Source organism: Longitalea luteola, assembly GCF_017356035.1.
GTDB classification, from domain to species: Bacteria; Bacteroidota; Bacteroidia; order Chitinophagales; family Chitinophagaceae; genus Niastella; species Niastella luteola.
The window spans coordinates 355,165-380,610 of the sequence record NZ_JAFIQX010000001.1 but is presented as its reverse complement, the minus strand read 5'-3'; the positions used below and the strand labels follow the sequence as shown (position 1 = coordinate 380,610).

19 protein-coding genes and 1 pseudogene are annotated in these 25,446 nt (G+C 41.2%); 17 read left to right on the top strand and 3 right to left on the bottom strand.

Annotated elements, in window-relative coordinates; all coding sequences use genetic code 11:
- Window positions 1-17: 17 nt before the first annotated feature.
- A complete protein-coding gene (locus tag JUB15_RS01500; protein WP_207510490.1) occupies window positions 18-4,838 on the bottom strand; it encodes a PKD domain-containing protein in 4,821 nt (1,606 codons plus the stop codon).
- 244 nt (window positions 4,839-5,082) lie between these two features.
- Between JUB15_RS01500 and JUB15_RS01495 the strand changes: the two genes are divergently transcribed.
- The 7 genes and pseudogenes from JUB15_RS01495 to JUB15_RS01465 form a co-directional block, all read left to right on the top strand.
- Window positions 5,083-5,595, top strand: coding sequence for a class I SAM-dependent methyltransferase (locus JUB15_RS01495; RefSeq protein ID WP_207510482.1), 513 nt, complete (start codon window positions 5,083-5,085; stop codon window positions 5,593-5,595).
- Window positions 5,596-5,781: 186 nt separating this feature from the next.
- Window positions 5,782-6,516, top strand: coding sequence for a PDDEXK nuclease domain-containing protein (locus JUB15_RS01490; protein ID WP_207510480.1), 735 nt, complete (start codon window positions 5,782-5,784; stop codon window positions 6,514-6,516).
- A gap of 41 nt (window positions 6,517-6,557) precedes the next feature.
- A complete protein-coding gene (tnpA, locus tag JUB15_RS01485; RefSeq protein WP_205514631.1) occupies window positions 6,558-6,863 on the top strand; it encodes an IS66 family insertion sequence element accessory protein TnpA in 306 nt (101 codons plus the stop codon).
- Window positions 6,860-7,234, top strand: coding sequence for an IS66 family insertion sequence element accessory protein TnpB (gene tnpB, locus JUB15_RS01480; protein ID WP_205514630.1), 375 nt, complete (start codon window positions 6,860-6,862; stop codon window positions 7,232-7,234). The genes tnpA and tnpB overlap by 4 nt, the downstream gene beginning before the upstream one ends.
- Before the next feature lie 171 nt (window positions 7,235-7,405).
- Window positions 7,406-8,494 (top strand): IS66 family transposase, encoded by a 1,089-nt coding sequence (tnpC, locus tag JUB15_RS01475; RefSeq protein WP_207510472.1) that lies wholly within the window; start codon window positions 7,406-7,408, stop codon window positions 8,492-8,494.
- 30 nt (window positions 8,495-8,524) lie between these two features.
- Complete coding sequence (locus JUB15_RS01470) at window positions 8,525-9,436, top strand: PDDEXK nuclease domain-containing protein (protein ID WP_207510466.1); 912 nt, start codon at window positions 8,525-8,527, stop codon at window positions 9,434-9,436.
- Between the two features lie 12 nt (window positions 9,437-9,448).
- Window positions 9,449-9,862 (top strand): annotated as a pseudogene (locus tag JUB15_RS01465) (SDR family oxidoreductase); the annotation flags it as partial.
- An 86-nt stretch (window positions 9,863-9,948) separates the two neighbouring features.
- Here JUB15_RS01465 and JUB15_RS01460 read toward each other — a convergent pair.
- On the bottom strand, window positions 9,949-10,506 hold the full coding sequence (locus JUB15_RS01460) for a dihydrofolate reductase family protein (protein ID WP_207510462.1): 558 nt from the start codon (window positions 10,504-10,506) through the stop codon (window positions 9,949-9,951).
- Window positions 10,507-11,117: 611 nt separating this feature from the next.
- On the opposite strand from JUB15_RS01460, the gene JUB15_RS01455 reads away from it, so the two are divergent.
- The gene (locus tag JUB15_RS01455; protein WP_207510461.1) at window positions 11,118-11,933 is read left to right on the top strand and encodes a hypothetical protein; all 816 of its coding nucleotides are present in this window, start codon (window positions 11,118-11,120) and stop codon (window positions 11,931-11,933) included.
- Window positions 11,934-12,532: 599 nt separating this feature from the next.
- On the opposite strand, the gene JUB15_RS01450 is transcribed toward JUB15_RS01455, so the two are convergent.
- Window positions 12,533-14,491, bottom strand: coding sequence for a hypothetical protein (locus tag JUB15_RS01450; RefSeq protein WP_207510460.1), 1,959 nt, complete (start codon window positions 14,489-14,491; stop codon window positions 12,533-12,535).
- Here JUB15_RS01450 and JUB15_RS01445 point away from each other — a divergent pair.
- The 9 genes from JUB15_RS01445 to JUB15_RS01410 all read left to right on the top strand — a co-directional run bounded on the left by JUB15_RS01445 (window position 14,476) and on the right by JUB15_RS01410 (window position 25,210).
- Window positions 14,476-16,383 (top strand): hypothetical protein, encoded by a 1,908-nt coding sequence (locus JUB15_RS01445; RefSeq protein ID WP_207510459.1) that lies wholly within the window; start codon window positions 14,476-14,478, stop codon window positions 16,381-16,383. The genes JUB15_RS01450 and JUB15_RS01445 overlap by 16 nt on opposite strands.
- On the top strand, window positions 16,380-17,276 hold the full coding sequence (locus JUB15_RS01440; RefSeq protein WP_207510458.1) for a hypothetical protein: 897 nt from the start codon (window positions 16,380-16,382) through the stop codon (window positions 17,274-17,276). The genes JUB15_RS01445 and JUB15_RS01440 overlap by 4 nt, the downstream gene beginning before the upstream one ends.
- A gap of 1,660 nt (window positions 17,277-18,936) precedes the next feature.
- The gene (locus JUB15_RS28740; RefSeq protein ID WP_207510457.1) at window positions 18,937-19,305 is read left to right on the top strand and encodes a helix-turn-helix domain-containing protein; all 369 of its coding nucleotides are present in this window, start codon (window positions 18,937-18,939) and stop codon (window positions 19,303-19,305) included.
- A 402-nt stretch (window positions 19,306-19,707) separates the two neighbouring features.
- The gene (locus JUB15_RS01430; protein WP_207510456.1) at window positions 19,708-20,583 is read left to right on the top strand and encodes a glycosyltransferase family 2 protein; all 876 of its coding nucleotides are present in this window, start codon (window positions 19,708-19,710) and stop codon (window positions 20,581-20,583) included.
- 151 nt (window positions 20,584-20,734) lie between these two features.
- Window positions 20,735-21,097 (top strand): helix-turn-helix domain-containing protein, encoded by a 363-nt coding sequence (locus JUB15_RS28735; protein WP_369411482.1) that lies wholly within the window; start codon window positions 20,735-20,737, stop codon window positions 21,095-21,097.
- A gap of 52 nt (window positions 21,098-21,149) precedes the next feature.
- Window positions 21,150-22,694: a hypothetical protein gene (locus JUB15_RS01420; RefSeq protein ID WP_207510454.1), complete on the top strand. Its 1,545-nt coding sequence runs from the start codon at window positions 21,150-21,152 to the stop codon at window positions 22,692-22,694.
- A gap of 22 nt (window positions 22,695-22,716) precedes the next feature.
- A complete protein-coding gene (locus tag JUB15_RS28730; protein ID WP_369411481.1) occupies window positions 22,717-23,202 on the top strand; it encodes a MauE/DoxX family redox-associated membrane protein in 486 nt (161 codons plus the stop codon).
- Window positions 23,203-23,224: 22 nt separating this feature from the next.
- The gene (locus JUB15_RS01415; RefSeq protein ID WP_207510453.1) at window positions 23,225-23,716 is read left to right on the top strand and encodes a TlpA family protein disulfide reductase; all 492 of its coding nucleotides are present in this window, start codon (window positions 23,225-23,227) and stop codon (window positions 23,714-23,716) included.
- A gap of 1,221 nt (window positions 23,717-24,937) precedes the next feature.
- The gene (locus JUB15_RS01410; protein ID WP_207510452.1) at window positions 24,938-25,210 is read left to right on the top strand and encodes a hypothetical protein; all 273 of its coding nucleotides are present in this window, start codon (window positions 24,938-24,940) and stop codon (window positions 25,208-25,210) included.
- The last annotated feature ends 236 nt before the right edge of the window (window positions 25,211-25,446 follow it).

Below are 25,446 nucleotides of genomic sequence, written 5' to 3'. Positions count from 1 at the left end.
ACTGGTCAACTGGTTATCTATCTCATCAACGTTACATCTCCTTTAAACGTCAGGGCTTGTCCGTTTTCACAAATCACTTCAATAACATATACATATACATCTTCCTTTGCCGGGGTGCCTTTATACAGGCCGTTCCACCCTTTTGAAAGATCGTTGCTGTAAAAAGCCAGCTGTTTAAATACTTCCTCGCCCCAGCGATTGTAAACGCGGAACCTTTGGATATACGAAATGCCTTTTCCCCGGGGGAAAAACACATCATTGTTACCATCGCCATTAGGAGAAAAAGTATTAGGTATGAATATATTTTCTCCATTACACACTACTAGAAGCGTAATGGCTTCTTCAGTTACACATCCTCCTTCGTTGGCTACCTGCAGTTTGTGTTTAATCGTTTGCTTAGGGGTGCTTACCGGCGCAGCGCAATTGTCGCAACTAAGCCAGGTAGCAGGAGACCATTTGACGCTGATAACATCTGCTGACATTGCAGGCTGCAGCGTCGTGGAAGTGCCTACAATTACGGTCTTTTCTTTTTCCAGCATTAACTGGGGATATGGATATACGACTACCGGAACATACGCCGTATCTGCAAAACAATGGTACTGATCCTTTCCTATTACCTGGTACATCGTGGTCGTCTGCGGTTTAGCATTCGGAGTGGCAGATTGAGCATTATCCAATCCCGAGGTTGGTGTCCAATTATACAGATCAGCCCCGCTTGCCTGCAATCGGTAGGTTTCGCCGGTACAGATGGTATCGCCGCTATTGGCTCCAACCGTGATCCGTTGCTGCACGGTTACCAATACCGAGTCGGTGGCCTTACAACCAAAAGCGTTCTCCCCTTCCACATAATACTTTACTGTTGAGACCGGATTCACCATGATGCTGCTGCAGGTAGTGCATGACAGGTTACCGGTTGAACGCCATTTATAATTCATAGCACCGCTAGCGTGTAATAGTTTGGGCTGATCGCGGCAAACTACTATATCATTCCCTGCATCGACGGGTGGTAATGGATGTATGGTAACAGGATAAACAGATCTGCCTGAACAATTGTAGGAATTGGTGATGGTGAGCGATACATTATAATTACCCGCCCGGTTAAAGTTCACCAGTGGCGGATCTTTGACCGATGCTGTTTGTCCGTTATCAAAGTCCCAGGTCCATGTTAAAGGATAGGGATTGCTGTTCAACAGGCTGCCTGCAAATTGAAAGTTCACCGGTACACAGGCAGATGTTGGTCCGGTAATACCTGCTCTGGGCGATGGTATTACCTGTATGGGCACAGCACCAGCTGTATCATCTTTACAGTTGTGCAGCGTGGTTACCGCCAGTTTTAGCGGATAACTGCCTACGGTCAGGTATTGATGAGCGAAGGATCTTGCCGTAGCAGTGGTACCGTCGCCCAGCGTCCATAGATAACCGGTGATAACATCATTCGTTACAGATGCATCCGTGAACTGAACCACTCCCCGATCGCACAAAGATTGTTTGTCTGTTGTGAAACTGGCCTCTATTCCATAAGCGTGCAGGCTGTCTTTTCCGCTTACGGGTACCTGGCAGCCCTTGGCATCTTTCAGCACCATTTTCGGTAAATAGCTGCCGGGCCGGGAATAAGTATGTGATATTCGGTTATTCACTGGCGTTGCGGCGGCAGTGGCGCCATCGTTAAAATCCCACAGAAACGATACGGCATCAGTGGTATTCGCCGTAAAATTCACCGCTAGGGGCGCACATCCTGGTGTTTTGTTATAAGTAAGCGTGCCCCTGGGACCGTCGATGTTGATCTTCTGGTCGTGTATGATATCCACGCAGCCGCCTTTACTGGTGACCTTCAGTATTGGCCAGTATTCGCCGGGGTAGGTGTAAAAGTGTGTAGGGTTTTTGAGGTTAGAAGTGTTACCATCCCCAAAATCCCATTCCAGGCTTTCTGCAAATTTAGAGGTGCTATTGAATGTTACCACCAATGGCGGACAGGCGCTTTGATTGGCGCTGATTGAAAATTGGGCAACCGGATTATTTATTTGAACATAATTCAGTTTAGTAAAGGAGTTTTTACAGCCATACTGATCCCTGAAGTCAATTTTAACGCTATAGTTGCCCTCGCTGGCATAGCTGTGCACCGGGTTGATGCCGGTTGAGGTTTTTCCATCGCCAAAATCCCACGTATAGCTATACCACGGATCGCCGATGCTTTTGAAATGAATGTTCTTTCCGGTACAGCTCATGGAGTCGGGCGACATAAAGCTTGCGTGCGGATCGGCAATAAGAATATTTCTTGAAGTGGTATCCCTGCATCCTTTACTGTCAATTGCTATTAATGAAACCGTATAATTGCCAGCCTGCGACCAGGTATGTTTAAAAGAGGCAGGATTTATTTCATCCGGTGTTCCATCGCCATAATTGATGATGCGACCGGTTATGGAAAGGGGTGCATTCACCCATGACTGATCTGTAAAAACAGCCGGCGCATTGATACACGCTGCAATAGGTGCAGAAAGCCGGGCGTTGGTTTCAATCACTTTTATCCGCAGGGGAATGGTTTTGGAGCATTTATTGGTGTCAATGATCACTGCATGTACCGTATAGTTGCCGGGTTGGGTATAGGTTTCCGTAGCTGTATTTACGTTAAACCAGGTTTGCCCTGAATAGGTTGACGTAATATACTTTGAGATCACATTCGTGGCATCGCTGATCGTCATGTCGAATTGGATGCTCGTGTAGGGGCAGATAGTGTCTTTTGAAGCCGTAAAGCCCAGGGTATTATCAACGATAAAGACATTCATTGACCTGCTATGCCGGCATCCGCCGTTCTCAACCGTTAAGGTGACGGTATACTTACCCGGCGCTGAATATACGTGTGAAGGGAACTCGCTGTTGGAAGTGGCCCCATCCCCAAAATCCCACAGATAGGATACTGGCGCCGCAGACCTGTTGACGAGGGAACGATTATCAAAAGATCGCCAGTATGGATTACTGCAATTTATTATTTCCGTGAAACGGGCAACGGGCGGTATGATGCGCACAAGATTATACTTTGTTAGCCATGAATCGCAGCCATTGCTTTTTACTGTTAGTGATACGCTGAAACGGCCGGTGTCGGAGTAAGTGTAGCCCGGGTTTTGAAGACTGGAAGAACCACCATCGCCGAATTGCCAGTACCATTCATCTATTTTATCGGTTCCCGGGGGAATGGGTTTCGACAGATCGGTAAACTGTACAGGATCCGAAGCGCATACCTGCAAAGGACTGGCCGAAAAATCAGCCGTTACCTTATTACCTACTTTTACCAAAGCGCTTTTTGTGATGGTTTCTTTACATCCATCCTTTGTGCTATAGGTGAGGCGGAGGGTGTAAGTTCCTTTTTGCGTATAAGTATGTGTGGGGTTAGAACTGGTGCTTGTGGTGCCATCGCCAAAATCCCACAAATAATCTGTAACAGGTACAGGCGAATAAATATTCAGAAAAGGGGTGAAGTTGTAAGGCACACAGCCCTGCTGATCACTATTCACTATACTTACTATTGGTTTTTGGACAACCACGTATTCCGGCTTTTCAACTGTTACCTTACAGCCGGCGCTGTTGGTAATGGTGAGTGAAACTTTGAAGCGGCCCTGTGAAGCATAAGTATGAACCGGCGCCGGATCGGTACTGGTAGCGCCATCGCCGAAATCCCATTTCCAGTCTACTGCATTGGGAGCGATTGCCTGGAAGGCAGCCTTATAGGGAGCTTTACAGGATAGCCTGTCGGCTGAGGTAAAATCAGCGACAGGCCGCGGGATAATTTGAATGGAACCGGTTTTGGTATCGATGCAACCGCCAAAATTGACTGTTTGGGTAATTGTGTAGGTGCCAGGAGAAGAATAAACATAGGTGACAGGTGTGCCGGTGGCAGTAGCGCCATTACCAAAATTCCAGAAAACGTTCAGCGGATTGGTTGTCGATGAACTGGTGAAGGTAACGGGTTGTCCTACGCAACTGATAGCAGGAGCAGTAAATTTGGCTTCATTGAGCCCGACCGCAACGTTGGTGTTTATAAATGTATCGGTACAACCGGTATTGTTCTTTATGGCCAGCTTTACCACGTATTGGCCGGCGGCCATATAGGTATGTTGCGGATCTTTAGCCGTTGACTGGCTGCCGTCACCAAAATCCCAGCTATAGCTCATAGCTCCGGTACCGGTGCTGGTATTGAGAAAAGTTACAGTGGCCGGTGCCTGGCAACTGGAGATCGTTCCGACTGTGAATGCGGCTTTTACTCCTGTTTGAATATCGATCGCTTTGAGCCGGGTAATGGACCCCGTACAGCCGTTACTGTTCACTGACCGTAAAGAAATATTGTATTGCCCCGTGCTGTTATAGGTATGAGTAGGGTTTGGGTCTGTACTGGTGGTGCCGTCGCCGAAATCCCATAAGTAGCTGGTAGCGGTGCCGCTGCCCGGGTCACTTTGATTGGTGAAGGAGATCTTTAACGGAAAGCAGCCTATTGCAGCAGATTGCGTGAAATCAATGACCGGCGAAGCGTATGCGTTTATGTATTGTGTTTTGGTTACTGAAGCAGTGGCAGTTCCCTTTTTTACGGTCAACTTTATAGTATAAACGCCGGGGTTGAAGTACGTTAATGAAGGATGCTGATAATGGGAAATAGTGCCGTTGCCAAGGTCCCATTCCCATTGGTCGGGATTCCCGGTAGAAGCGTCGGTAAAATTAACCAGTAGCGGAGCACAGCCAGCCGTTGTGGCGGCGGTAAAGTCTGCAGTGAGCTGGGCATGCACGTTATTGAAAAAAAGCAGCAAGCATAGGGCCACGCTGGTTTTGAACCGCGCAATATTCATTTTCATATATATTGGAAAGTGCTTAGGTCGGTTAGGGATTATACCGGGTAAACGTTAAACCAGGTTATTTAAGTATTTAGCTGGAAATACTTATTGAAGCTCATGATAACATGCAATGATAAAAATATCAATAAATTATAATGTAGTAAAAGGCAATCATTTATACTTTATGAAAAAGGCTCCAAAACGGTCCTGCCTGTTTTAACCGTAAATTTAAAAATTAGAAGAGCTAAATACATTGCCCGAGAATATGCAATTACCTGAAGCGATATCGTTGATTCAAAAAGGAATTGTTCCGCATAGCGCACCACAAACCTGGGCAGATCTTGGCGCCGGTAAGGGATTATTCTCAGAGGCCTTACTCTCTATTTTACTACCGGGTTCAACTATTCATTCCGTCGATTTGCATAAGCACCCTGATCTCCCACATCATCCCTCGATCATTTTTCACCAGGCGGATTTTGTGAAGGACCAATTACCAATTATTAACCTCGATGGAATATTGATGGCAAATTCACTTCATTATGTAAAAGAGCAGGTAGCATGCATCAAACAATTAAAAGCCCGTTTACGCAGTGGCAGTGGAGTGTTTATTCTGATTGAATACGACACCGATAGAGCGAATCAATGGGTTCCTTTTCCCATTTCGTTTGCGCGTGCACAGAAGATATTTGGTGATGCAGGCTTTTCCAAAATCGAAAAAATAGGAGAACGCAAATCTATGTACCGCAGTGATTTGATTTATGCAGCTGTAGTTAGTTGAGCGATTGTTGTTTAGTGATGGCTTATCCCACTTATTACAAATTACCGTTGCCCTTTTTAGTCAAAAGATCGGCTTGAATTGTTTCTAATATATATACTGTTTGGCTGTGAAACATCTCCTTTTACCAGGATTTCTGGCATCAACCTACCTCACTGAAACCGTACCGTTCATTAATCGTTACACTTTATGAGTATCCAAAAGATAACAGATCCAGGATATAAACAATGGTTGGCTATACTAAAGGACAAGATCCGAACGAGGCAGTTAAATGCTGCCCTGAAAGTCAATACAGAAATGATTAGCCTGTACTGGGACCTTGGAAAAGCCATTACCGAAAAAGTAGCAAATTCTAATTGGGGGGAAAGAATCATCTCCCAATTGGCAATGGATCTAAAGGCTGAATTTAAGTCGACTAATGGCTTTTCAAGATCTAACTTATTCTATATCTGCAAGTTCTATAAATTTTATGCTGATCATTCAAAATTAGTCCAACAGCATGTTGGACTATTCCCCACAATTTTGGGATTTGTTCCGTGGGGGCACCACGTCCAAATTTTTACCAGATGCAAATCCGTGGAGGAAGCACTTTTCTATATTCAGCAAACTGCAGCGCATAACTGGGCACGGTCATTACTCGTTTACCACATGGAAACTGATTTATATAACCGGCAGGGTAAGATCTCAAGCAATTTTCAGGTTGTCTTACCTAAACCCCAATCGGATTTAGCGTCCGAGCTTTTGAAAAGCCCATACAATTTTGGATTTCTTATGTTATCGAATGCTGCCTCAGAAAGAGAATTGGAAAATGCCCTTATAAGCAATCTTAAAAAATTTCTTCAGGAGCTAGGGCCTGACTTTGGTTTCATTGGGCAACAGTACCATTTACAAGTCGTATCCCTCCGGCCAAGTACATCTTTTTAAAGAGTTAGCCGAATGTTAGCTTAGTTCTTTAAAACCAGGATATGGAATCAAATAGTATCACCAAGAAGGCCAAGGTTTTTAGAAGTAAGCAGGAAATTAAGCGGTTATTAATGGAGCATGCTCAAAGTGGCCTAAGTGTAAAATCGTTCTGTGCAGGTCTACATATAGATGATGGCACATTCTATCATTGGAAGAAGAAATACTCAAAAGATACTGGAGCAGCTGGAAAGACAGGTTTTGCGCCTGTTGAAATTGTTCCATCCGCTTGTACATTGTTTGCCGAAGTGGGTAGCATAAAGATATACCAGCCAGTGAGTGCTGCTTATCTTAAAGAGTTGTTAGCATGAGCAGTTTGATTTTACTTGGTGATCACAGGTCCTACCATCTATATCGCAAAGAAACCGATATGCGTAAAGGGTTTAACCAGCTGTGCGGGATAATAACTAATGAATTGGGACGACTGGTAACAAAAGGCGATGCCTTTATATTTATCAATAAACCGCGGACTCATCTCAAGATGCTTGTATATGAGCAGGGCGGGTTCACCATTTTCTACCGGCGCCTGGAAAAAGGAGCTTTTGAAGTGCCTGCTTTTGACCTGGATGCCAGGAGCATGCAACTAACCTCCAACCAGCTACATTTTATACTGCAGGGTATCTCTTTAAAAGAGATCAAATACCGCAAAAGATATCAACATAAAAAAGCAAATAGTGAATAACTATTGTTGTATAGCCCTTCTGTAAAGCCGAACTTAGGCTTATCTGCAAGCAGGCTATGCAAAGCACTTCATCTCCAGATTATAAAACGCTGTATGAACAATCGCAACTAAGAATAGTTGCGCTAGAGCAGCAATTACACCAGTTGCAGAAAATGATCTTTGGTTCGCGTCATGAGCGCTTTATACCTACAGACAAAAACAACCCGCAATTATCACTGGATATATACCGGTGTAATCATAGGCGATCTTCCTTCAAGACCAATCGACAAGGCAATAGCTGGAGAAGGCTTGCTGGCACAGGTCGTGATCGATAAGTATGTTGATCATCTTCCATTGCATCGCCAGATGCAGCGTTTTGAAAGAGCCGGTGTTAAACTGGCTTATTCTACATTGACCGACTGGGTAAGCAGTACCTGCCACCTCATTACTCCATTGTTTGAAGCGCTCAAAGCTGAAGTATTGCAAAGTGGCTACCTGCATGCAGATGAAACACCTATCAAGGTAATCGATAAAGACAAAAAGGGGCAAACGCATCGCGGCTTTTATTGGGTTTACCAGGATAGTATTAATAAAATCGTCTTTTTTGATTACCAGGAGGGCCGAGGCCGGGAAGGTCCAATGATGATACTGGAAGACTTTAAGGGTTATCTGCAAACCGACGGGTATGCGGCCTATGATGTTTTTGATAAAAAGCCAAACATCACGTTAATCCATTGCATGGCCCATGCCAGGCGTATGTTCAGTGAAGCATTGGACAACGATTATGAGCGTGCATCTTACGCACTGGGTGAGATCCAGAAATTATATACAATTGAGCGTATCAGCAAAGAAAATGGTCTGAACTTCCCCGAATTACAAGTCGTTCGTAGCAAAAAAGCTGATCCGATATTGAAAGGAATGTGGCTATGGATGCAACAACAATACTTACACGTATTGCCTAAAAGCGCCATAGGCAAAGCGCTTGCTTATAGTATCGAACGATGGCAAAAGTTATCAATCTACACTACCGATGGCCGACTGAAAATCGATAATAACCCAGTGGAAAATAGTATACGCCCTGTGGCTCTTGGCAGAAAGAATTATCTATTTGCCGGCTCTCACGAAGCTGCAAAACGCAGCGGGATGCTTTACAGCCTATTGGGTACTTGTAAAATGCATGGCATAGAGCCCTACACCTGGCTCAAAGAGGTTCTTCACACAATTGCAGACCATCCTGTTAATAGAGTTCACGAGCTACTTCCTCATCGCTTCAAAAAATAGTTCTTACGTGTTTTTGAGCAGCTTAGCAATATGTACTTAGTCGAAGGCATACTACAAGTCAGTGATCAGGATTATTACATCGATTTACTGTTTTATCATACGGCCTTACACTGCTATTTTGTAATCGAACTAAAGGTTAAAGATTTCAAACCTGAATATGCTGGTAAAATGGAATTCTATATAACCGCAATCGATGAGCAATTAAAAAAGGATGGCGATAACCCCACAATTGGACTGTTGCTTTGTAAGGATGTAGATAAAATTATAGTTGAATATACTTTACAAAGCAGATCCAAACCCATGGGTGTTGCTAAATACCAATATACACATGTTGTACCAGATGATTGGAAAGAATACTTGCCAAATGAGGAAACTATAAAGGAAGAACTGTGCAAAAAATTGGAGTCCCCAATAAACCCAGTCGATGCAAAAATGAAACGTTTGAAGGGATTATTAGAGAAAATGACCTCTGAAGAAGCAGACTTACCTAAAACTCATGAAATAATAGGCCGGGTCTTTTCAAACATTTTACAACCTTTAATTGAGTTTATTGGAGAAAAAATGATCGAACTTGAACCTTTGTTCAATAAGACAACTATTGATACGTGGTATAATGGTAAAGGCCTTAACGGTAGAATTACGGAAACCGATCTTGAAAATCTAATTTCAAAAGAAGGGGATATATGGTCTCTAGGCATTCAATTCCATCTGGATGGGTTCAAAAAAGCTGGCATTAAAACCTTTAATGTTGTGAACAGGTTGGAAATTAATTTGGACAAATACAAATATTCGATTGCATTAGGAGGTGATAATAGATTAGCTGAAAGAGTTTATCGTCAATTTCACACAACTGAAGAACTTGAAGGGCTTGCTGAAATATATGTTGAAAAAATGTTGGATGAGATCAATCAACGAGTTGAAGCGTTGGTAAAAAATGTCTGAAAAGGCGTATGGAGTTGTATGAAATACGAATTACAGCAGATGCGCAAACAGGGCAACGGTGCTATTGTGTTCTTCAATCGGCGGCATTTTGGGAGGGCCGCAAAGAGGAACGATCACGCAGCCAAACATGGTGTAATCGGCCTTACCAAAAGTGCAGCATTGGAATATGCCTCACAGGGAATACGTATCAATTCCATTTGTCCTAACATCATTCATACTCCCATGGTAGACAAAATGATGGCTGGCGGCCAGCAGGAGCTATTAGATGCAATGATAGAAGCTGTACCTGCCAGGCGCTTGGGACGTTCTGAAGAAATAGCGAGTGCGGTACTTTGGCTTTGTAGTGACATGGCAAGCCTTGTAGTTGGTCATACCTTGGTTGTGGACGGGTGGTTACAGTATTCAATAAACCTCTGGTTGTTTTGAAAAACTATAAGTTCTAAATAGCATTGTCATGAAAGAGAATAAAAAACACCTGGCGAAAGAACGACCATAAAAATTGCATAAATCAATCACTTGCGATCATTTGCCGGTTCATAATAAAGAATGACTGCACCACCGCGAAACGTTTTGGTCTTTATGAGTTTAAGGATAATTTTTTCGCTGATGTTTTTAAATAATGGCATACCACTTCCTGCAATAACAGGGTGAACACAAAGTTGATATTCGTCTATTAAATTAAGTTTCGTCAAAGCTACAATCAGGCTTGGACTGCACACAAAAACGTCTTTACCCGACTGTTGTCGGAGTTCCAAAACTTCTTTCTCAAGGTCCTGACTGGCTAATTTTGCACTTTTCCAATCTACACTTTTCAGTGTGCGGGAAAAAACAAGCTTTGGGGTGTTGTCTATTGCGACGGCAAAGTCGTCCATTCCTTTATCGCCTGTGGGATTTTCAAGCACGGTTCGCCAAAATTCCATAAGCTGGTAGGTTATCCTGCCATATAAAGTGGTACCGGCACTTTTCAACAACTCAGCATAATGTTGATGTATTTCTTCGTCAGGGACACCTGAGGTATGGTCACAAAATCCGTCAAGCGTCATATTGATTGTTGCAATTACTTTTCTCATATTTTCTTGTTTGCCTGTTTTCGTGGGTTGTATAAAAATAGATTAAAATCCCAGACAGCAAAACTTACGTAGAAACAGACACCACTTTCCAGTCATAAACGGGGAAATAAAATATTAAGATATGGAAGATGAGGCTATTGATTAAACAAAAAAAGGAAACAATCAAATTTGACCGTTTCCTTTAGTGGAGTCGGGCAGAGTTCTATCGAACCCCTTATTGCTTTCCTTGACACCATTCAAATAATAAAAATAGCTTAAAATCAATCAGTTATATTGCAAGATCAACAGTTTGTGTTCAAGTATCTTCAGTTATCGGAAGCACGTTGTTAAAAATAGGATATTTGCAACCTATAACAATATAAATGTGCATTTACTATAAAGGTCGAACTGACCTGACTTTTGAGAATAGGGAACATATCATTTCTGCAGGAATTGGCGGAATAAACAGACTGCCGAAGGACTATGTCAGTACGCAATTCAATACCGACTCCTCCAATCTCGAGCGGGAATTTATTAGAAATTCCTTGATATCAATTCCGAGGCCTATTGTCGGACCAGGCAAGAGAGGCAAGCAATCGGAAAAATATGCGACGAAATCATCGATAGTTGTAATGGAAAACTTGCATAACCCGGGTGAATTTTCTTTGGGTTATCTAAAGCTGGGCAAACCCTATGAAATCCCATTGCTTTTATATGATGAGACGTCAAAATTTGTAAAATTCAGCTTCGACAAAACGGACGAAGGAAATCTGGATGAGATCATTGGATCTTTTATAGACAAGTTGATAAACCCTGAACCATTTAAATTAAAGATACTTGATGACGAAAGGCTCCCACTTCAGCAAATACTTTTGGGCCATTCGACCGAAGTGGAAGATAATTTTAATTTTTACCTTGCCAAGCACCCGGGCAATAAAACTCAGGTAACACCGGAGAAATTGAAGCCTTTTGCCATGGCACTTACCAGAACGAAAACCGATTTGCCCCAGCATGAACAATATATTCCGAAAATGTCAATAAAAATGATCTGGAAGGAGGACCATTTAAGGGTTTTTGGAAAATATGCATTCAATTGTCTTTCTTTTTTGAAAGGAAAAAATTTTGTACTGAATGAAAGATTTGACGGAGTAAGAGGTTGGATAGCAAATGGCGGCCACAATATCTACGCCAAAATGAACAACGAGTATGGTGAAATATTAGCAAAATTACCAGTCACATTTCCCGAGCTCTCACATGTCATTCATTTTACGAAAATCGATCGCCACCTTGTTGCCCTGGTTTCCTTATATGAGACTTCGAGTGTGTTTATTGACTTGGCTGACAATTTCGATTCTCCCTTTGAAGCGGATACTTGGATATGCGATTGGAAAAACAGAAAGGAATATAGGCTGATGGAGTACCTTAATACATTATATCCGGGCGTATAGCCTATATTGGGGCGTAAACACACTGGGAGATGGAAGGTAGATCTCTTCAGTCGATTACTTACGCCTCCCACATCAAATTTAGCCCCGTCTATATTCATCGACTAACTGGTTTAATGAACAGTTTGTATAATTCGTCGATGATTTTCATCGAAATTCCAGTTGCTTGCGCCATATTTGGCTTTTTAAGAGACCGCCAATAGCTGGATGCCACTTGATAACATAAATAGTTAACGGCGAAATTTATATCGCCCTTGAAATAGTATCTAGCGACAAATCGAAATCAAACACCAATGAACGATGAGCCGCTGCAAGTAGCTGAACACCCCCACGCCGAGTGATTGGGCAGGTAACCAGATCAATTACGAGGATGTTTCCCCGCTTTTCCCAATAACGCTTGTACCTTGTACAGCTTTTTTGAGGAATATTTAAAGCTTTTGCTGCCTGGGAGCAGGTTGCAATATGTTGCGTGAAATACAAAGATAAAATCGGTAACGATCGCTGTTGGTCTGTATTTGCATTGTGTAAATTTTTACGACATCAAAGATGGATGCAAATACATGTCTGTACGCATTAGTGTACGTACATTATACCGTACATTGTTATTGAAATGCCTTGAGGGTTTTGATATAATTCTGGAGCAATTCTCCATCTGCTTCAGAAAGTGCGGGTAGCAATTGCTCAATTACTTTTCGTAGGTTGCGCTTATTTTCGCTATTTGAGTAGTGCTGGCGTACCTTGTCGCTGTAGGCCAATTTAAATTCAGTACATATGCGGCGGCACAGCTCCTCGATCCCTTCGCCTGGAACTCGGGAACGGATACCCGCCCTATCAAGCAGCCTACAGAATAGCCCGATGATTTCGCGGGTCGGTTGCTTCTCCTGTCGTTCAACCTTACGTTTCTTAAGTTGCTGAACTTCCCCAGCCAGGTAGTTAATGAATTCTTGAGCAAGGGCAAGGAGCGCTATATCAAGGCCGCTGGAATACTGCATCTTTGCCCGATGCAGTTCAATTAATTTAAGGGTATGGTGATGAAGCTCTTCAAAAAATGCCAGACGGACACTAGGTGTATCAGAGAGAGACTTTGCCGTAAACTCACGATCACAAATTAGCCGAAAATCAGCAACATTGGTAGCATGACGCCTTTGGTTTGTTTGAACGAAAGGCACTTTGATAACTTGGAGGCCATCTTTATTGAAAAAACTGACTTCATCCGCGGTACATAACATGGGCAGATAATACTGGCAGTAGACGTATTTTCCACTTATGGGATCCTGGTAGCTCGTGACGGGTAAAAAGCTGGTTACGATAGGTTCGAGTGATTTAGTCTCAAATCCTTTGTATCCATATTTGTGATGATAAATATTACATTCAACCGGCTGATTATGGAGGTCATGCAAAAAAGCGTGTTCGTGAACTATATCGGGAGCAGGGACAGAGAGAAAATCTGAAAGCCGCGTCCCATCCATGATAGTCTCAATGACTTTCTCTATACCCTCATTGTCAATCGCCGGGGGCACTGAGACCTTGCCAACTGGCTTAAATAATAACCCATGTAGTTCTTTATAGTAAGCATATAATTCCTGAACATGAATAAATGCTTTCATTTCTTCAACATTCAACGCGATTCGACGCTCATCGAAGACATGACCATGCCGAAACGAAGCAAAAACCGCTGATTGCCAAAGCGCTATATCCTTAATAGAATAAGGGTATAGCAATTCGAGATAGTTATCAAGATGTTGATAGCCAAAATGCCGCTCTAGCCGGCGCATTTCCGCCCGGATTGATTCCTCTCGGTCAAGTGCACGGGTCAACTGGTCATGAAATGCCCTCAATCCTTCATTTAGACGAAAGCCCTTATATTCTTGGGGAATGAGCCAGTGAAGAGACTGCGGGGAATCTATAATTTGCTGAACATGTTTGCGGATATATTGGTTATAGGTCGCTTTTTGTTCCGCACTGGACGGTGTAAGGTCAATGAGTGCATGCCTGCCCAGTAAATGGTCAGGAACGGTACCTCCACCATCAGAAATGAATCGTACCCACTCATTACTTTCGACTACCAGACTTTCCGGCCTTAGTTGCCCCGCCCGGCCTTCAATTAGACACGCCAATTGCCCGTCGTAAGTGTTGTGCAAGGAAATTTTGCTCAATAGGCGGTCAACTTCTCTCTGCCGCTCTTTTAGAAAGACCTCAAAGTCAGGATCGTTCCGACCAGTCTTCCTAAAGAACACTTTTCCATCCCCATGGAAGTCATCATACTGGCCGTAACAGTGAAGTCCATCGGCTGGATACATGTAAGACAGACTGCAAATCTCAATATTATATAAGTCAAAGGCATTCGACAAATTGCCAGTTGATAGGAGTTTTTCTCCTGCACGAAGCACATGGTCCGCTGGCGTTATAGTAAAACTTTTGAAAGAAGGATAAATTATATCTAAGGGATCGCGCATGACAAAAAGTGAGATTGGCAAGTAAATAATAACTGCTAAGAAACGTATTTTTAAGAATGATTTCAAACCTAACTGCCGCCCGCCAATATTTGAAAGATAATCCATTGACTAATCAAGCCCTGCGCAAACTTCTTCGGACCTCAGTAGCTGATAAGAAGGTGACATTCGCTATTGATCAATGGCAGACTGAATACGATCTCTTGAACAGTCCAGAGGTTCTGACTAAAACGATCGGTAAAACTTTTCAATTAGATTTTGCCATGTTACCCGCAGCCCATGCGTTGCTCGATTTCGCATTGGAATTGATGCACGTAGCTATGCCTAAAACATTCATCGAAGCGTTGGCCTTCGTCCATGATTTCGAGCATTATATTCGCCAGCCCAAGATCCGACACCATTGGGAACAAGGAATGGGTATGCGACTTGAAGCGATGCTCTGGCTTCATCTCGAAGAAACTGAGGGCGTTGATGTGTGGGATGCACGTAAAGCTCTTCTCGAAAAATCAGACGAAGAGCACAGAGGAATAAGATCAACCGCTGTCACGTTTTTTTATAGTTTCCCATTCCTGTCTCAAAGACCGGAGCGTGCACTGCAAATTATCAGAGCAGCGTTCCTTGATGACCGAACATCAGATAGCGCATGGGAAGCGGTTGTGCAGACAGCGCTATTAAAACCTGATAAGGCTGAACAAATAGCAGGGTTGCTAAAAGCAGAAGGACAACAGACCGATTTGCCAATAAGGACAGCTCTAATTATAGGGGCCTATCCAAATGATCCTTTTAGGTATCTGACAGAAGCGTTTGCCTTGCATAAAGAAAGCCCAGTAGAAGGATTACGTGCCCTGGCATCTCTTAAATATTCAGACAACACCTCTATTCGTCAGGCGATTGATTTCGTGCATACCCAAAATATTTCAACGATTGAATACCTGCGAACGCTGCCTGTGTTTTACAGCAGAATTATCGAGAATCCTGCAGGAGACGACGAGATCACCCAAGTGGCATTTTTAGGTCTTCGGGAATTAACGAGATTTAAAGACCCCAGTCTTCGCAGTAATCTTTTGTTTCGCACCCGAATGATTAAAGGACATGACAAAGAGAAAATGGACTTACTGCCTTATTTTTTGCAGTGGGAAGGTCAGGGCATTATGAATGAGTATTTCAACTATTTTTCTTCGGTTCAACCACTATTTCATCTGCTTAGGGATACTATTGCCGAATACGGATTAACCATAAATATGGAACTTTTTTATACACCCATGCAGTCAATGGCGACTTTAAAGAAAGAAGAATTCGGCCAAGAATTACTTAAACTATTGAGTGATAAAAATGGCATGGTGCGTTTTGCGGGCGTGCAGATCCTTTGTCGTAACCGCGGAGAAAGAAAACTATCCGACACACTGCTATCGCTTACGGAAGATGAGCAGTTGACGATTATTGATACGCTCGTTCATTTACCGCTTAGCATAGAGGTGATAATACCTGCACTACTGACGTTTCGCCACAGCAAATTTGACACAGCTAAGGAAGCGCTTAAAACGGGATTACTTGTCTTAACAGAAGCGTTTGAAAGCAGTATTAAAGACCTAGTTTTTTCTCGATTGGAAGATAGTGCGTTTGATGCGGATCTACGTGCATCTTTTCAGCAAACCATTGATCGGCAGGAAATCGCCCATCAACAGAAGAGTACATGTAAAGAGTTCGATCCTTATTTAAACGAACTGGAGTTTGTTGAATATTTTTTCCAACTGGAACATGAGAAAAATTCCGAGGAAATGGAACAGATCGAAGCAAAAAGCATTTTTGCGGATATCGGCCAAAGAGTAAGCGTAGTTCGCGGTAGCGCCTTTAAAATAGGCAAATCAGGAAGAATCGGAGAAATGGGAAAATTCGGATTTACTCCTTTGGTAGACCACCGCTACAATATTAATCCTGACAAATACGAACAGGATTTTCATGATTATATTAACGGCACCCCTCAAGAACCTTCTATATGAAAAACATCATTATAAGAGAATATCTTGAATCCCTGACTGAGAGCGAGGAACTAGACTTTATTTTTCCGATTCTCCTGGAAGCGATGAATTTCAAGATTGTCAGCACACCGAAAATGACGAAAGGGTTTGCGCAGTATGGCAAGGATGTAGTCGCCATTGGCACTGAAGATGGAATAAAAAAGCGCTTTTATTTTGAAATAAAAGGTGGCGAAGATAGACACATTACAACAACAACCTACGGTAAAATTGATGGAATCAGGGAATCGATTATTGAAGCAATGGATAAAGTATATAAAGATTTTTCCCATCCCGGATTTAATGAACTGCCCATCAAGATAATACTGGTACACAACGGAATAATCCGGCCAAATGTAAAGCATACATTCGACGATTTCATCGAAAAGAATTTTGCAAAAAGACCTAACGAAGAAAAGATTGTATTCGAGCGATGGGGTATTTATGAACTCACCGAATTATTTGCAACAAATTTGTTCAATGAGTATTTATTGATAGACGAGGAAGCACTGATGCATTTGAAAAAAGTACTTGTTCTGATGAATACTCCAAGAAACACTTACAGTGATTACTTTTCATTGGTAAATGGCTTGTTCAAGCAGGCTGAGGATATTACAACTCTGGGTAAACGGAAACGCTGGCTATTTCTGGAAACACTCAACTTATTGTCCTATATCATATTTGCGTATAGCAAACAGGCAGGAAATCTCGAACCGGCAAAAAAATGTCTACCATATGCACTCCTACGAACGTGGAACTGGCTGATAACAACAGGTCTAATGCGAGATAAGGAAATGTTGGCCACATTTCAAAAGCAGGTAAACATCATTAGGGAGCTACTCGATCAGTACTTCACCAAGACGTTACCACGTTCGTAATGATCTCTTTCCTAACAATATGTCCTTTGATTCCTTCTTATACGTTTTTGCTATTAACATGTTTAGTCCAGCAAGCATGCCCATCGGGCATTCGCTTTTCCATAGTTTACTGAGAACCTGGTAAGTCGTATTATCCCTACTGCACATAAGTATTCCCTCTATGTCCTTCCTGACACTGGTTAATTTAACTTTTGTTTCATCTGTAAGGTAAAAGAACTCTTTAATATTGTCATGCAAATACAGGTGCGTTGCGATTTGGTTAGCCGACTTATGGACAATCCGTTGCCACTTATACCATTTTTCATAGAGCGGCTTTAGTTCTGATTTTTCTTTAACATCAAACAAAAGCTGTATTTTTCTAGTAATAGTAGGCATCCACTGTATTATATTAATTTACTATTCCTTTACTTTATCCTGGTAAGCAATTTTGATACTTTAGTTCCTCTTAGTTTAAGCGACCACTATCCTTGAGTCAGAATCGCGTATCCATAGCCCATTCTTTTTTAGCACGACAGCCTTATAGTAGTCTTCATGTACATGGGTAAACAGTTTAAATGAGCTCCCATTACAATGCTCTTTTAGATCCGGACAGCCAGGCACCATCACGGAGGCCCACAACTTCGCCATTAACTGCTCACCAGTCCGATAAAAGGCTACTGGAAAAGAGTGTCCGGAAAATACAGAGATATGATGCCAATAGACAACGCTGCCGGCATTCCTTTCTGAAAAGGATGCAACAGAGTTTGTCGTTTACAGATGCCGCCGTAATGCAGCAATGTTAAGCAAAGAAGCAGTGTCAATGCATTCATACTAAGGAAGGGTTTGTACAACCATTAACATGTTAGTGCTTATAAAGCAGGCCGGTTTCCCGACCCGCCTTATAGTATATGAATCGTCGAGTAGGGCGAATTGGTTTTCATAGGCCAATAGCAAAGACAAAGAATCCCTCGCCAATACTATCGGAAATAGTATTGATTTATCGCGTCAAATCATCTGCGTCAAATAATGGGGAATCTCTATCCTCGTTTGAGAAAGAAACTTGTCAATGATGAAACTGTTCGTCTTTATGTTACTGATACCAAATAGTTGGACTAGGTTTAAGCCTAGTGCCATCGCGAGCTTGTCCACTTATTAAAACTATCAAACTGACAAATCATACTATTCAAAATGAAACTTTTTATTATTTTTTTTTATTAAAATATTGTATACCATGAGAATCAATCATTTACCACTGCTTCTGCTAAAATCCCACATATCTAAGACGATTGGAAGCGGCATTTCATCTAAACGGACAAAAAAAAATAATTCTTCCTCTCCAGGTTCCGCCCATGCGACCAAAACACCTAGCTATTTTTATCCGGGGCTATAGTTTAAGATTTGGCACTGAGAATACCATTTTCATACATTTCCTACTAGCACCGAGTAGACATCCGATCAATCTTGCAAATGTTCAAATTCCAAAACGTTAGGACTTACAATTTTTTAAATGTCATATTTTGCACACTTTTAAAGATATTTCATCTTAATTTTAATCCACTCACGACTTTTAATTTTCTGGATCCCCACTCCACGAAAACCAACCCTAACACCGTTGGCAATGATAAACCTTAGAATGAATGAAATGTGACATAATCAATTATGTCACTAAAACCTTGTCTATATGCGAATATCAAAAGACGATCTTCAAAGAGCGCAAATCGCAAAATCCTTAATCGAAAAAGACCTCTCAAAACACCACACCTATCAGGATCTAGCCCATGCTGTGAGCATGAGTGTTAGTAAGCTACAATGCAGCTTCAAACGAATCACCGGAAAAAACCTGTATGAATACCTTACGATTAGGCGGATAGATGAAGCAGTGTACATGCTTGAAAACACTGAATACAATATAGATTATATAGCGTTCAAAGTTGGATTGAACCGAACAAATTTGAATAAGCAGTTTAAGAAGGCATTGAACAAATCGCCTCGGCAGTGCAGACTTGAGCAGGAACAAAAGGATACTACAAACATGAACTACTCTATCTGACTTCGAATTTTGCCAAAAAGAAATTAAATCGCTACAAATTAAAATGGATTCGCTACAAAACCCGGCCTATCTTTGATCTACAAATCTGGACCGATAAAAACAGATCTACTGCAAGCAACCTTGGACCGTGTAAGTATTAAACCTTGAAACTTTATCCATTATGACGGCGTACACAAACTTCCAAAAAGCAATACCGCCTGACCACTACAGCAAGGGCGATCTAATCAAAACAATCTTTCGACGTTTAACTTCTCTCAGGGATCCTTTTTTGTAGGAGCTGATGGCACCCTAAGCAAACCTATGCATTTTTATTTGTATGGTACTATAGACTGCTGCTATATCAACCGACTCATGTTATATCGCGACATGTGACTCTATCTGCTGACTCACAAATCTTATTCTATGCACACAACAGAAAGACAAGTGCATCCAACCGTCGATGCACAATTGAACCAGGACGAACTAATTGACATCTCTAACAGTCATGACAATGTAAATGACCGTTCGGAACAGCCGATCAAAAGACTGTCGATAATAATACCTGCGTACAATGAAGAAAAAACCATTACCAAAATATTAGATAGAATCAATGAAGTAAAGTTGATACGAAACATAGAGAAGGAAGTAATAATAGTTAATGACTGCTCAAAAGATAACACTGAAAGCATTATTCAAAACTATGTCGAAAATCGTGCAAACCATACGATAAGCCTTTTCAAATATATAAAGCACGACGTAAACCAGGGAAAGGGTGCGGCTATCCATACAGGTATCGCGCAGGCTACCGGCGATTATTTGTTGGTACAGGATGCGGACCTAGAATATGATCCAGGCGAGTACAATACACTCTTGAAACCAATAATACTCGCTTCGGCTGATGTGGTATACGGCTCAAGATTTATGGGCGGCAATCCTCACCGCATCCTATTCTTCTGGCATTCACTTGGCAATCGGTTTCTCACTTTTCTCTCCAACATGTTTAGCAATTTGAATCTAACGGATATGGAGACTGGATACAAAATATTTCGGACAGACATGATAAAATGCATCACGCTTTGCGAGAAGAGATTTGGGTTTGAGCCGGAAGTGACCGCCAAAATTGCGCAAGTACCAGGTATTCGGATTTATGAGGTTGGAATTTCTTACTATGGTCGGACGTTCGCTGAAGGGAAGAAAATAGGCTGGCGTGACGGGCTCAAGGCCATCTACTGCATACTAAGATATTCACTGTTACCACTCAAGTCCGCAGCTGAAAAGCGGAAAAGACAAACACACTAAAGCTATTAACCACAATCTAGAAAACACAAGATTTATCCGATCCGATCAACGTTGTTTAAGGTTCAATTTGCTAAATGAATAAATTTTCACACGAAGATACGTTCAGCTCTTCCGCTGCAGAAGACGTATTACCAACAAATGTGAATCTCATATGTCTCTACAAACAACAGAAACGTTTATGCAAGACATTGATAGTAACATGGCCAGAGTGATTGATTTTACTCTGAGGTCTTTCCAGGAACCGTTAAGATTATCACAGATTGCTAGTATAGCAGTTATGAGCGTATCATCATTCTGCTATCATTTCAAAAAATGGACAAATAGGACGTACATAGATTATCTAAATGAAGTAAGAGTTAACAATGCACGATATCTACTAATCGAAACGACTAAATCCGTTTCAGAAATCGCTTATGAATGTGGCTACAACTCCAAATCTCAATTCCATCGACAGTTTTCAAAGAAGGAAAAGAAAACGCCACTTCAATATCGCATTGCTCATCAATATCAATGAAACAATGATGGTGGAACGTATAGACCTCCAGTAATTATATTAACTATTTACTATGAATACATTTGCAAATCATAGCAGTGGACACTCATTCAAACAATTCGTATTTCAGGACAGACGTAATCGAAGAATTCTATCCATCGCCGCTGTGTCAATAATTATACAGTTTGCATTCTTCAAGTATTTATATCCATATGCCAATTTCATCCATGGAGATTCGTTTTCTTACTTAAATGCAGCAGATAATAATTTAACAATCAATACCTATTTAATAGGTTACTCAAAATTCTTAAGGGCAGTGAGCATCTTCGCAAAACCAGATATTGTTCTTGTAAGTTTACAATACCTGATGATCGAATGTAGCGCCTTATTTCTAATCTTTACTATCCTGTACTTCTATTCTGTTCGTAGAGTAATGCAAGTAGTGCTCGTGTCATTTGTAATTGTTAACCCATTGTTTTTACATTTGGCAAACCTAGTGAGCAGCGACGGCGTCTTTTTATCGCTTAGTATGACTTGGTTCGGCCTTCTCTTGTGGATTATATTCAGACCATCTACAAAGGTTGTCATTTGGCACGCAGTTGTTTTATTCATGGCGTTTACAGTAAGGTATAATGCAATGATTTATCCCTTAATCGCATGCTTAGCCTTTTGGATGTCAAGACTTACCATTCAAAGGAAGCTGGTAGGTGTAGGTTTGGTGCTGCTACTTTGTGGATGGTTTGTAGGCTTGACGATGTATCAATACAAGCAATTGACGGGACACTGGCAATATTCACCGTTCAGCGGTTGGCAATTTGCAAACAACGCGATGTATGCTTATCGACACGTTGATATCGTTCGCCGCGAACCGGTATTAGCAAAATATCGAGCACTAGACAATATGGTTAGAAACTTCTATGACAGTACGCGCGACTTAACCATTAACCCATCAGAAAAAGCTATGGCCAGCACTTTTTACATGTGGTCACCAGGCATGCCTTTGATGGCATACAGAGATAGTCTATTCAAAAATGACACAGCTGCCAAAGAACTAAAAAAGTGGGCAAGCATGGGGCCGTTCTACAAAGAGTATGGTATTTACATAATAAAGAAATACCCCCTACACTTTCTTGAATATTTTGTATGGCCGAATACACGAAAGTATTTTGCACCGCCCGTAGAGTTCTTACAAGAATATAATTCTGGGAATACTTATGTCACAAAACAGACCCAAAAGTGGTTCGGATACAAAAGCTATTTTGTCAGCACAAGGATGAATACAATAGAAACATGGGTTTTAAATTACTATCCTATCCTTTCTGGAATTATTAACGTAGTTATGGTCTTTGGACTTATTTATTATCTCATACTTAAAGGATGGAAGAATAACGAAGTTTTTAACAAAATACTCGGATTGGGAGCATCCGTATGGCTTTTTAACGCAGGATTTACAATTTTTGCCTCTTCCGCAGCCTTGAGATTCCAATCATTTCCAGTCATAGTTACTACAGTCTTCACACTACTAATTATTAATTGGATGATACAGTTAATAAACGAATTAAAGAATGAACAAACCGTTCAATCACATAACACATTTGCCCCTAAAATAACAACTTAAATGTACTATATCTGATCGATTTATGATAAAATCAAATGTAAATAAAACAGTCATTGAAACGATTGTCTTCTTATATGCAATACTGTTTCTATACTCAGGCATTAGCAAGCTAACCGAGTTTAACGTTTTCAAACAACAATTGTCAGAATCGCCCATTTTAGGACCAATTTCTTCGCTCGTCGCGGTGGCGCTGCCCTGGATCGAATTTTTAATCGTGATTATGCTAATAATACCGAAATGGCGTCTGAAAGGCTTCTATGCTGCCCTAGTATTAATGGCCTCTTTCACATTATACATAATTCTTTTATTGTCGATTAGTGACAAACTTCCTTGTAGTTGCGGTGGTGTGTTGTCTGAGTTGTCATGGACACAGCACATAGTTTTGAATGGAATCTATATTTTAATTTGCGTTATAGGCATCATTTTACAAAGAAAACACATTCAAAAGATAAATAAGACTTGGGAACTAGTAGCCACTATTCTGCCATTGCTCTCAATATATCTTTAGTACATACGATAAAACGTAATTTATGAAATATTGTATTCTATTATTTACTGCCGCCTTGCTGATAAGCTGCTTTGGGACAGAACCGCAAAAAACAGGAAAAGAAGGAAAACCAATGCCTTCGTTCAGTTTATTGTCTTTAGATAGTACTACTTGGATAAATAGTAAAGACTTTCCAATCGGAAAACCTACGGTGATGTTTTATTTTAGTCCTTATTGCCCGCATTGTAAAGCTCAAACTAAACAAATTGTTCAGGAAATAGATGAACTGAAAAACATACAATTCTATTTCATATCCAGTTATTCTTTAGCAGAAGTAAAAGCCTACGCGAACGAATTTCAGTTGGCAAAATATCCAAATGTGACCACTGCGTTGGATAGTGCCAGCTTCATTAATGACTATTTCGAAATACCTGGCTTCCCTTACTTCGCCATATATGGCAAGGATAAGAAACTAAATAAGTCCTTCTTAGGCAAACTTTATATTAGCCAAATTCTGAAAGCAGCTGACGAATAAATTCATGTAATAATGATTTGGACGTTTAGTAGAAAAAAATCGGAGTTAGCGTGAAAGCGATAAAGTATTAAGCAAGGTTATAATTAAAATATTGCCAATTAGAAACCAACGCGGGCCCATTAAAAAGTTTCTAAAAGGAAACCTGTCGCAATTGAAATATTAGGCGACAGAAGTGGGAAAGCCGAAAACCACGAGAATAGAGTAGGCAAATTTTTAAATCTAACAGTTAGCTTTTCGATCTCAAAAAGCACAATTATTATGAAAAAGGTAAAAATGATGCTCCTTTCATTAGGACTGTTCGCAGTAGTAGGTGGCGCACTGGCATTTAAAGCAAAGTATTCCACAAGTTATTGTACGGCCCCGACTCAACAAGGTATAGCATGTGCTCAAAAGTTCTGTCCAAACATTGTGGCCAATTCGACAACACTTAATGCAGGGACACAGCCATTTGTTTGTACTGCGCTACCTGTCGACGGACAATGTCAGCCGAACACTAGATGTGCTGGTGCGTCTACAAGGCTTACCACAAACTAATCTTGCATGGCATTAAAGAAATACCGGCTTTTTAAAGCCGGTATTTCTTTATAACGGAGTTTGAACGTATTCTCTAATTGACCTGTGGTACCTTTGTCTGACATACCAATAAACATTATTCTGCCTGACTAGTGCATCGAATTTGATGCTGGTCGCCTTCCATAAAAAATCGCTGAGCGATCTAAAACGTAGTATTTGGATTAGAATAAAATAGCCAAAAACCCCCAAGGATAGTCAAGCAACTATATAAACTAACGGTCGTTTTTTCAAACTCAAAGGCACAAATATGAAAAAAGTCAAAATTATGCTGTTTTCACTGGTATTGTTTGCAGTAATAGGTGGCATCTTTGCTTTCAAAACAAGGTTTACCTACACATTTTGTACAGCTCCAACTCAACAGGGCGTCGCATGTGCTAATAAGTTCTGTGTAAACCGGACGTTTTCGACATTTTTTTCTGGAACGACCCCATTTGTTTGCACGACAATTCCATTTGATGGAGAATGTCCTTTGACAATGAGATGTGCTGCCGCTTCGGCAAGACTTACAATAAATTAAAATTCCCTAATTCACAAAAATAACACCTGATAATAGATCTAAGCATCCACTAGGCGAACGCCACGTACTGAAAGAATAGAAAAAGAAAACTTTTGTAATAAGCCCATAAATTTAAATAAAAAAATAGCGTTATGAAAAAAGCAAGATTGATGCTGCTTTCACTGGCATTGTTTGCGATAGCAGGTGGTGCATTGGCCTTTAAAGCAAACTACGGCCGTTATTACTGTACAGCTCCAACTCAACAGGGTGTATCATGTTCCAACAAATTCTGCCAAAATCTTACGAATGCGACAACCCTCGGCGGAAGTCTAGCACCATTTGTTTGCACAACAACTCCTATTGACGGAGATTGCGTGCCAAACTTAAGATGTGCTGCCACATCAACAAGGCTTACTCTAGACTAGTTAAGATTACCAAAAACAAACACTTCCAGGAGGTGTTTGTTTTTAGCATAATAATTTTAATCTTAATTTCCTGTCCAACTTTATTTTGGAAGATAATTAAAAAGTTTGTCCTTGTTGCTCGAATGACACCCCGAAAACTAGTCATAAATTTGGCAGAACACATTTTTTCCAATTACGCATCATTTTTAAAACGATTATTCGACCCGCTGCCAAAAACTTAACTTGCACTTAGCAAG

Coding starts and splice junctions, on each gene's coding strand:
- JUB15_RS01410 (WP_207510452.1), top strand. CDS start 24,938: ATGAAAAAAGCAAGATTGATGCTGCTTTCACTGGCATTGTTTGCGATA.
- JUB15_RS28740 (WP_207510457.1), top strand. CDS start 18,937: ATGCGAATATCAAAAGACGATCTTCAAAGAGCGCAAATCGCAAAATCC.
- JUB15_RS01415 (WP_207510453.1), top strand. CDS start 23,225: ATGAAATATTGTATTCTATTATTTACTGCCGCCTTGCTGATAAGCTGC.
- JUB15_RS28730 (WP_369411481.1), top strand. CDS start 22,717: ATGATAAAATCAAATGTAAATAAAACAGTCATTGAAACGATTGTCTTC.
- JUB15_RS01450 (WP_207510460.1), bottom strand. CDS start 14,491: ATGGATTATCTTTCAAATATTGGCGGGCGGCAGTTAGGTTTGAAATCA.
- tnpA (WP_205514631.1), top strand. CDS start 6,558: ATGGAATCAAATAGTATCACCAAGAAGGCCAAGGTTTTTAGAAGTAAG.
- JUB15_RS01460 (WP_207510462.1), bottom strand. CDS start 10,506: ATGAGAAAAGTAATTGCAACAATCAATATGACGCTTGACGGATTTTGT.
- JUB15_RS01490 (WP_207510480.1), top strand. CDS start 5,782: ATGAGTATCCAAAAGATAACAGATCCAGGATATAAACAATGGTTGGCT.
- JUB15_RS01470 (WP_207510466.1), top strand. CDS start 8,525: ATGTACTTAGTCGAAGGCATACTACAAGTCAGTGATCAGGATTATTAC.
- JUB15_RS01495 (WP_207510482.1), top strand. CDS start 5,083: ATGCAATTACCTGAAGCGATATCGTTGATTCAAAAAGGAATTGTTCCG.
- JUB15_RS01430 (WP_207510456.1), top strand. CDS start 19,708: ATGCACACAACAGAAAGACAAGTGCATCCAACCGTCGATGCACAATTG.
- JUB15_RS01500 (WP_207510490.1), bottom strand. CDS start 4,838: ATGAAAATGAATATTGCGCGGTTCAAAACCAGCGTGGCCCTATGCTTG.
- JUB15_RS01455 (WP_207510461.1), top strand. CDS start 11,118: ATGGAAAACTTGCATAACCCGGGTGAATTTTCTTTGGGTTATCTAAAG.
- JUB15_RS01440 (WP_207510458.1), top strand. CDS start 16,380: ATGAAAAACATCATTATAAGAGAATATCTTGAATCCCTGACTGAGAGC.
- tnpB (WP_205514630.1), top strand. CDS start 6,860: ATGAGCAGTTTGATTTTACTTGGTGATCACAGGTCCTACCATCTATAT.
- tnpC (WP_207510472.1), top strand. CDS start 7,406: ATGAGCGCTTTATACCTACAGACAAAAACAACCCGCAATTATCACTGG.
- JUB15_RS28735 (WP_369411482.1), top strand. CDS start 20,735: ATGTCTCTACAAACAACAGAAACGTTTATGCAAGACATTGATAGTAAC.
- JUB15_RS01420 (WP_207510454.1), top strand. CDS start 21,150: ATGAATACATTTGCAAATCATAGCAGTGGACACTCATTCAAACAATTC.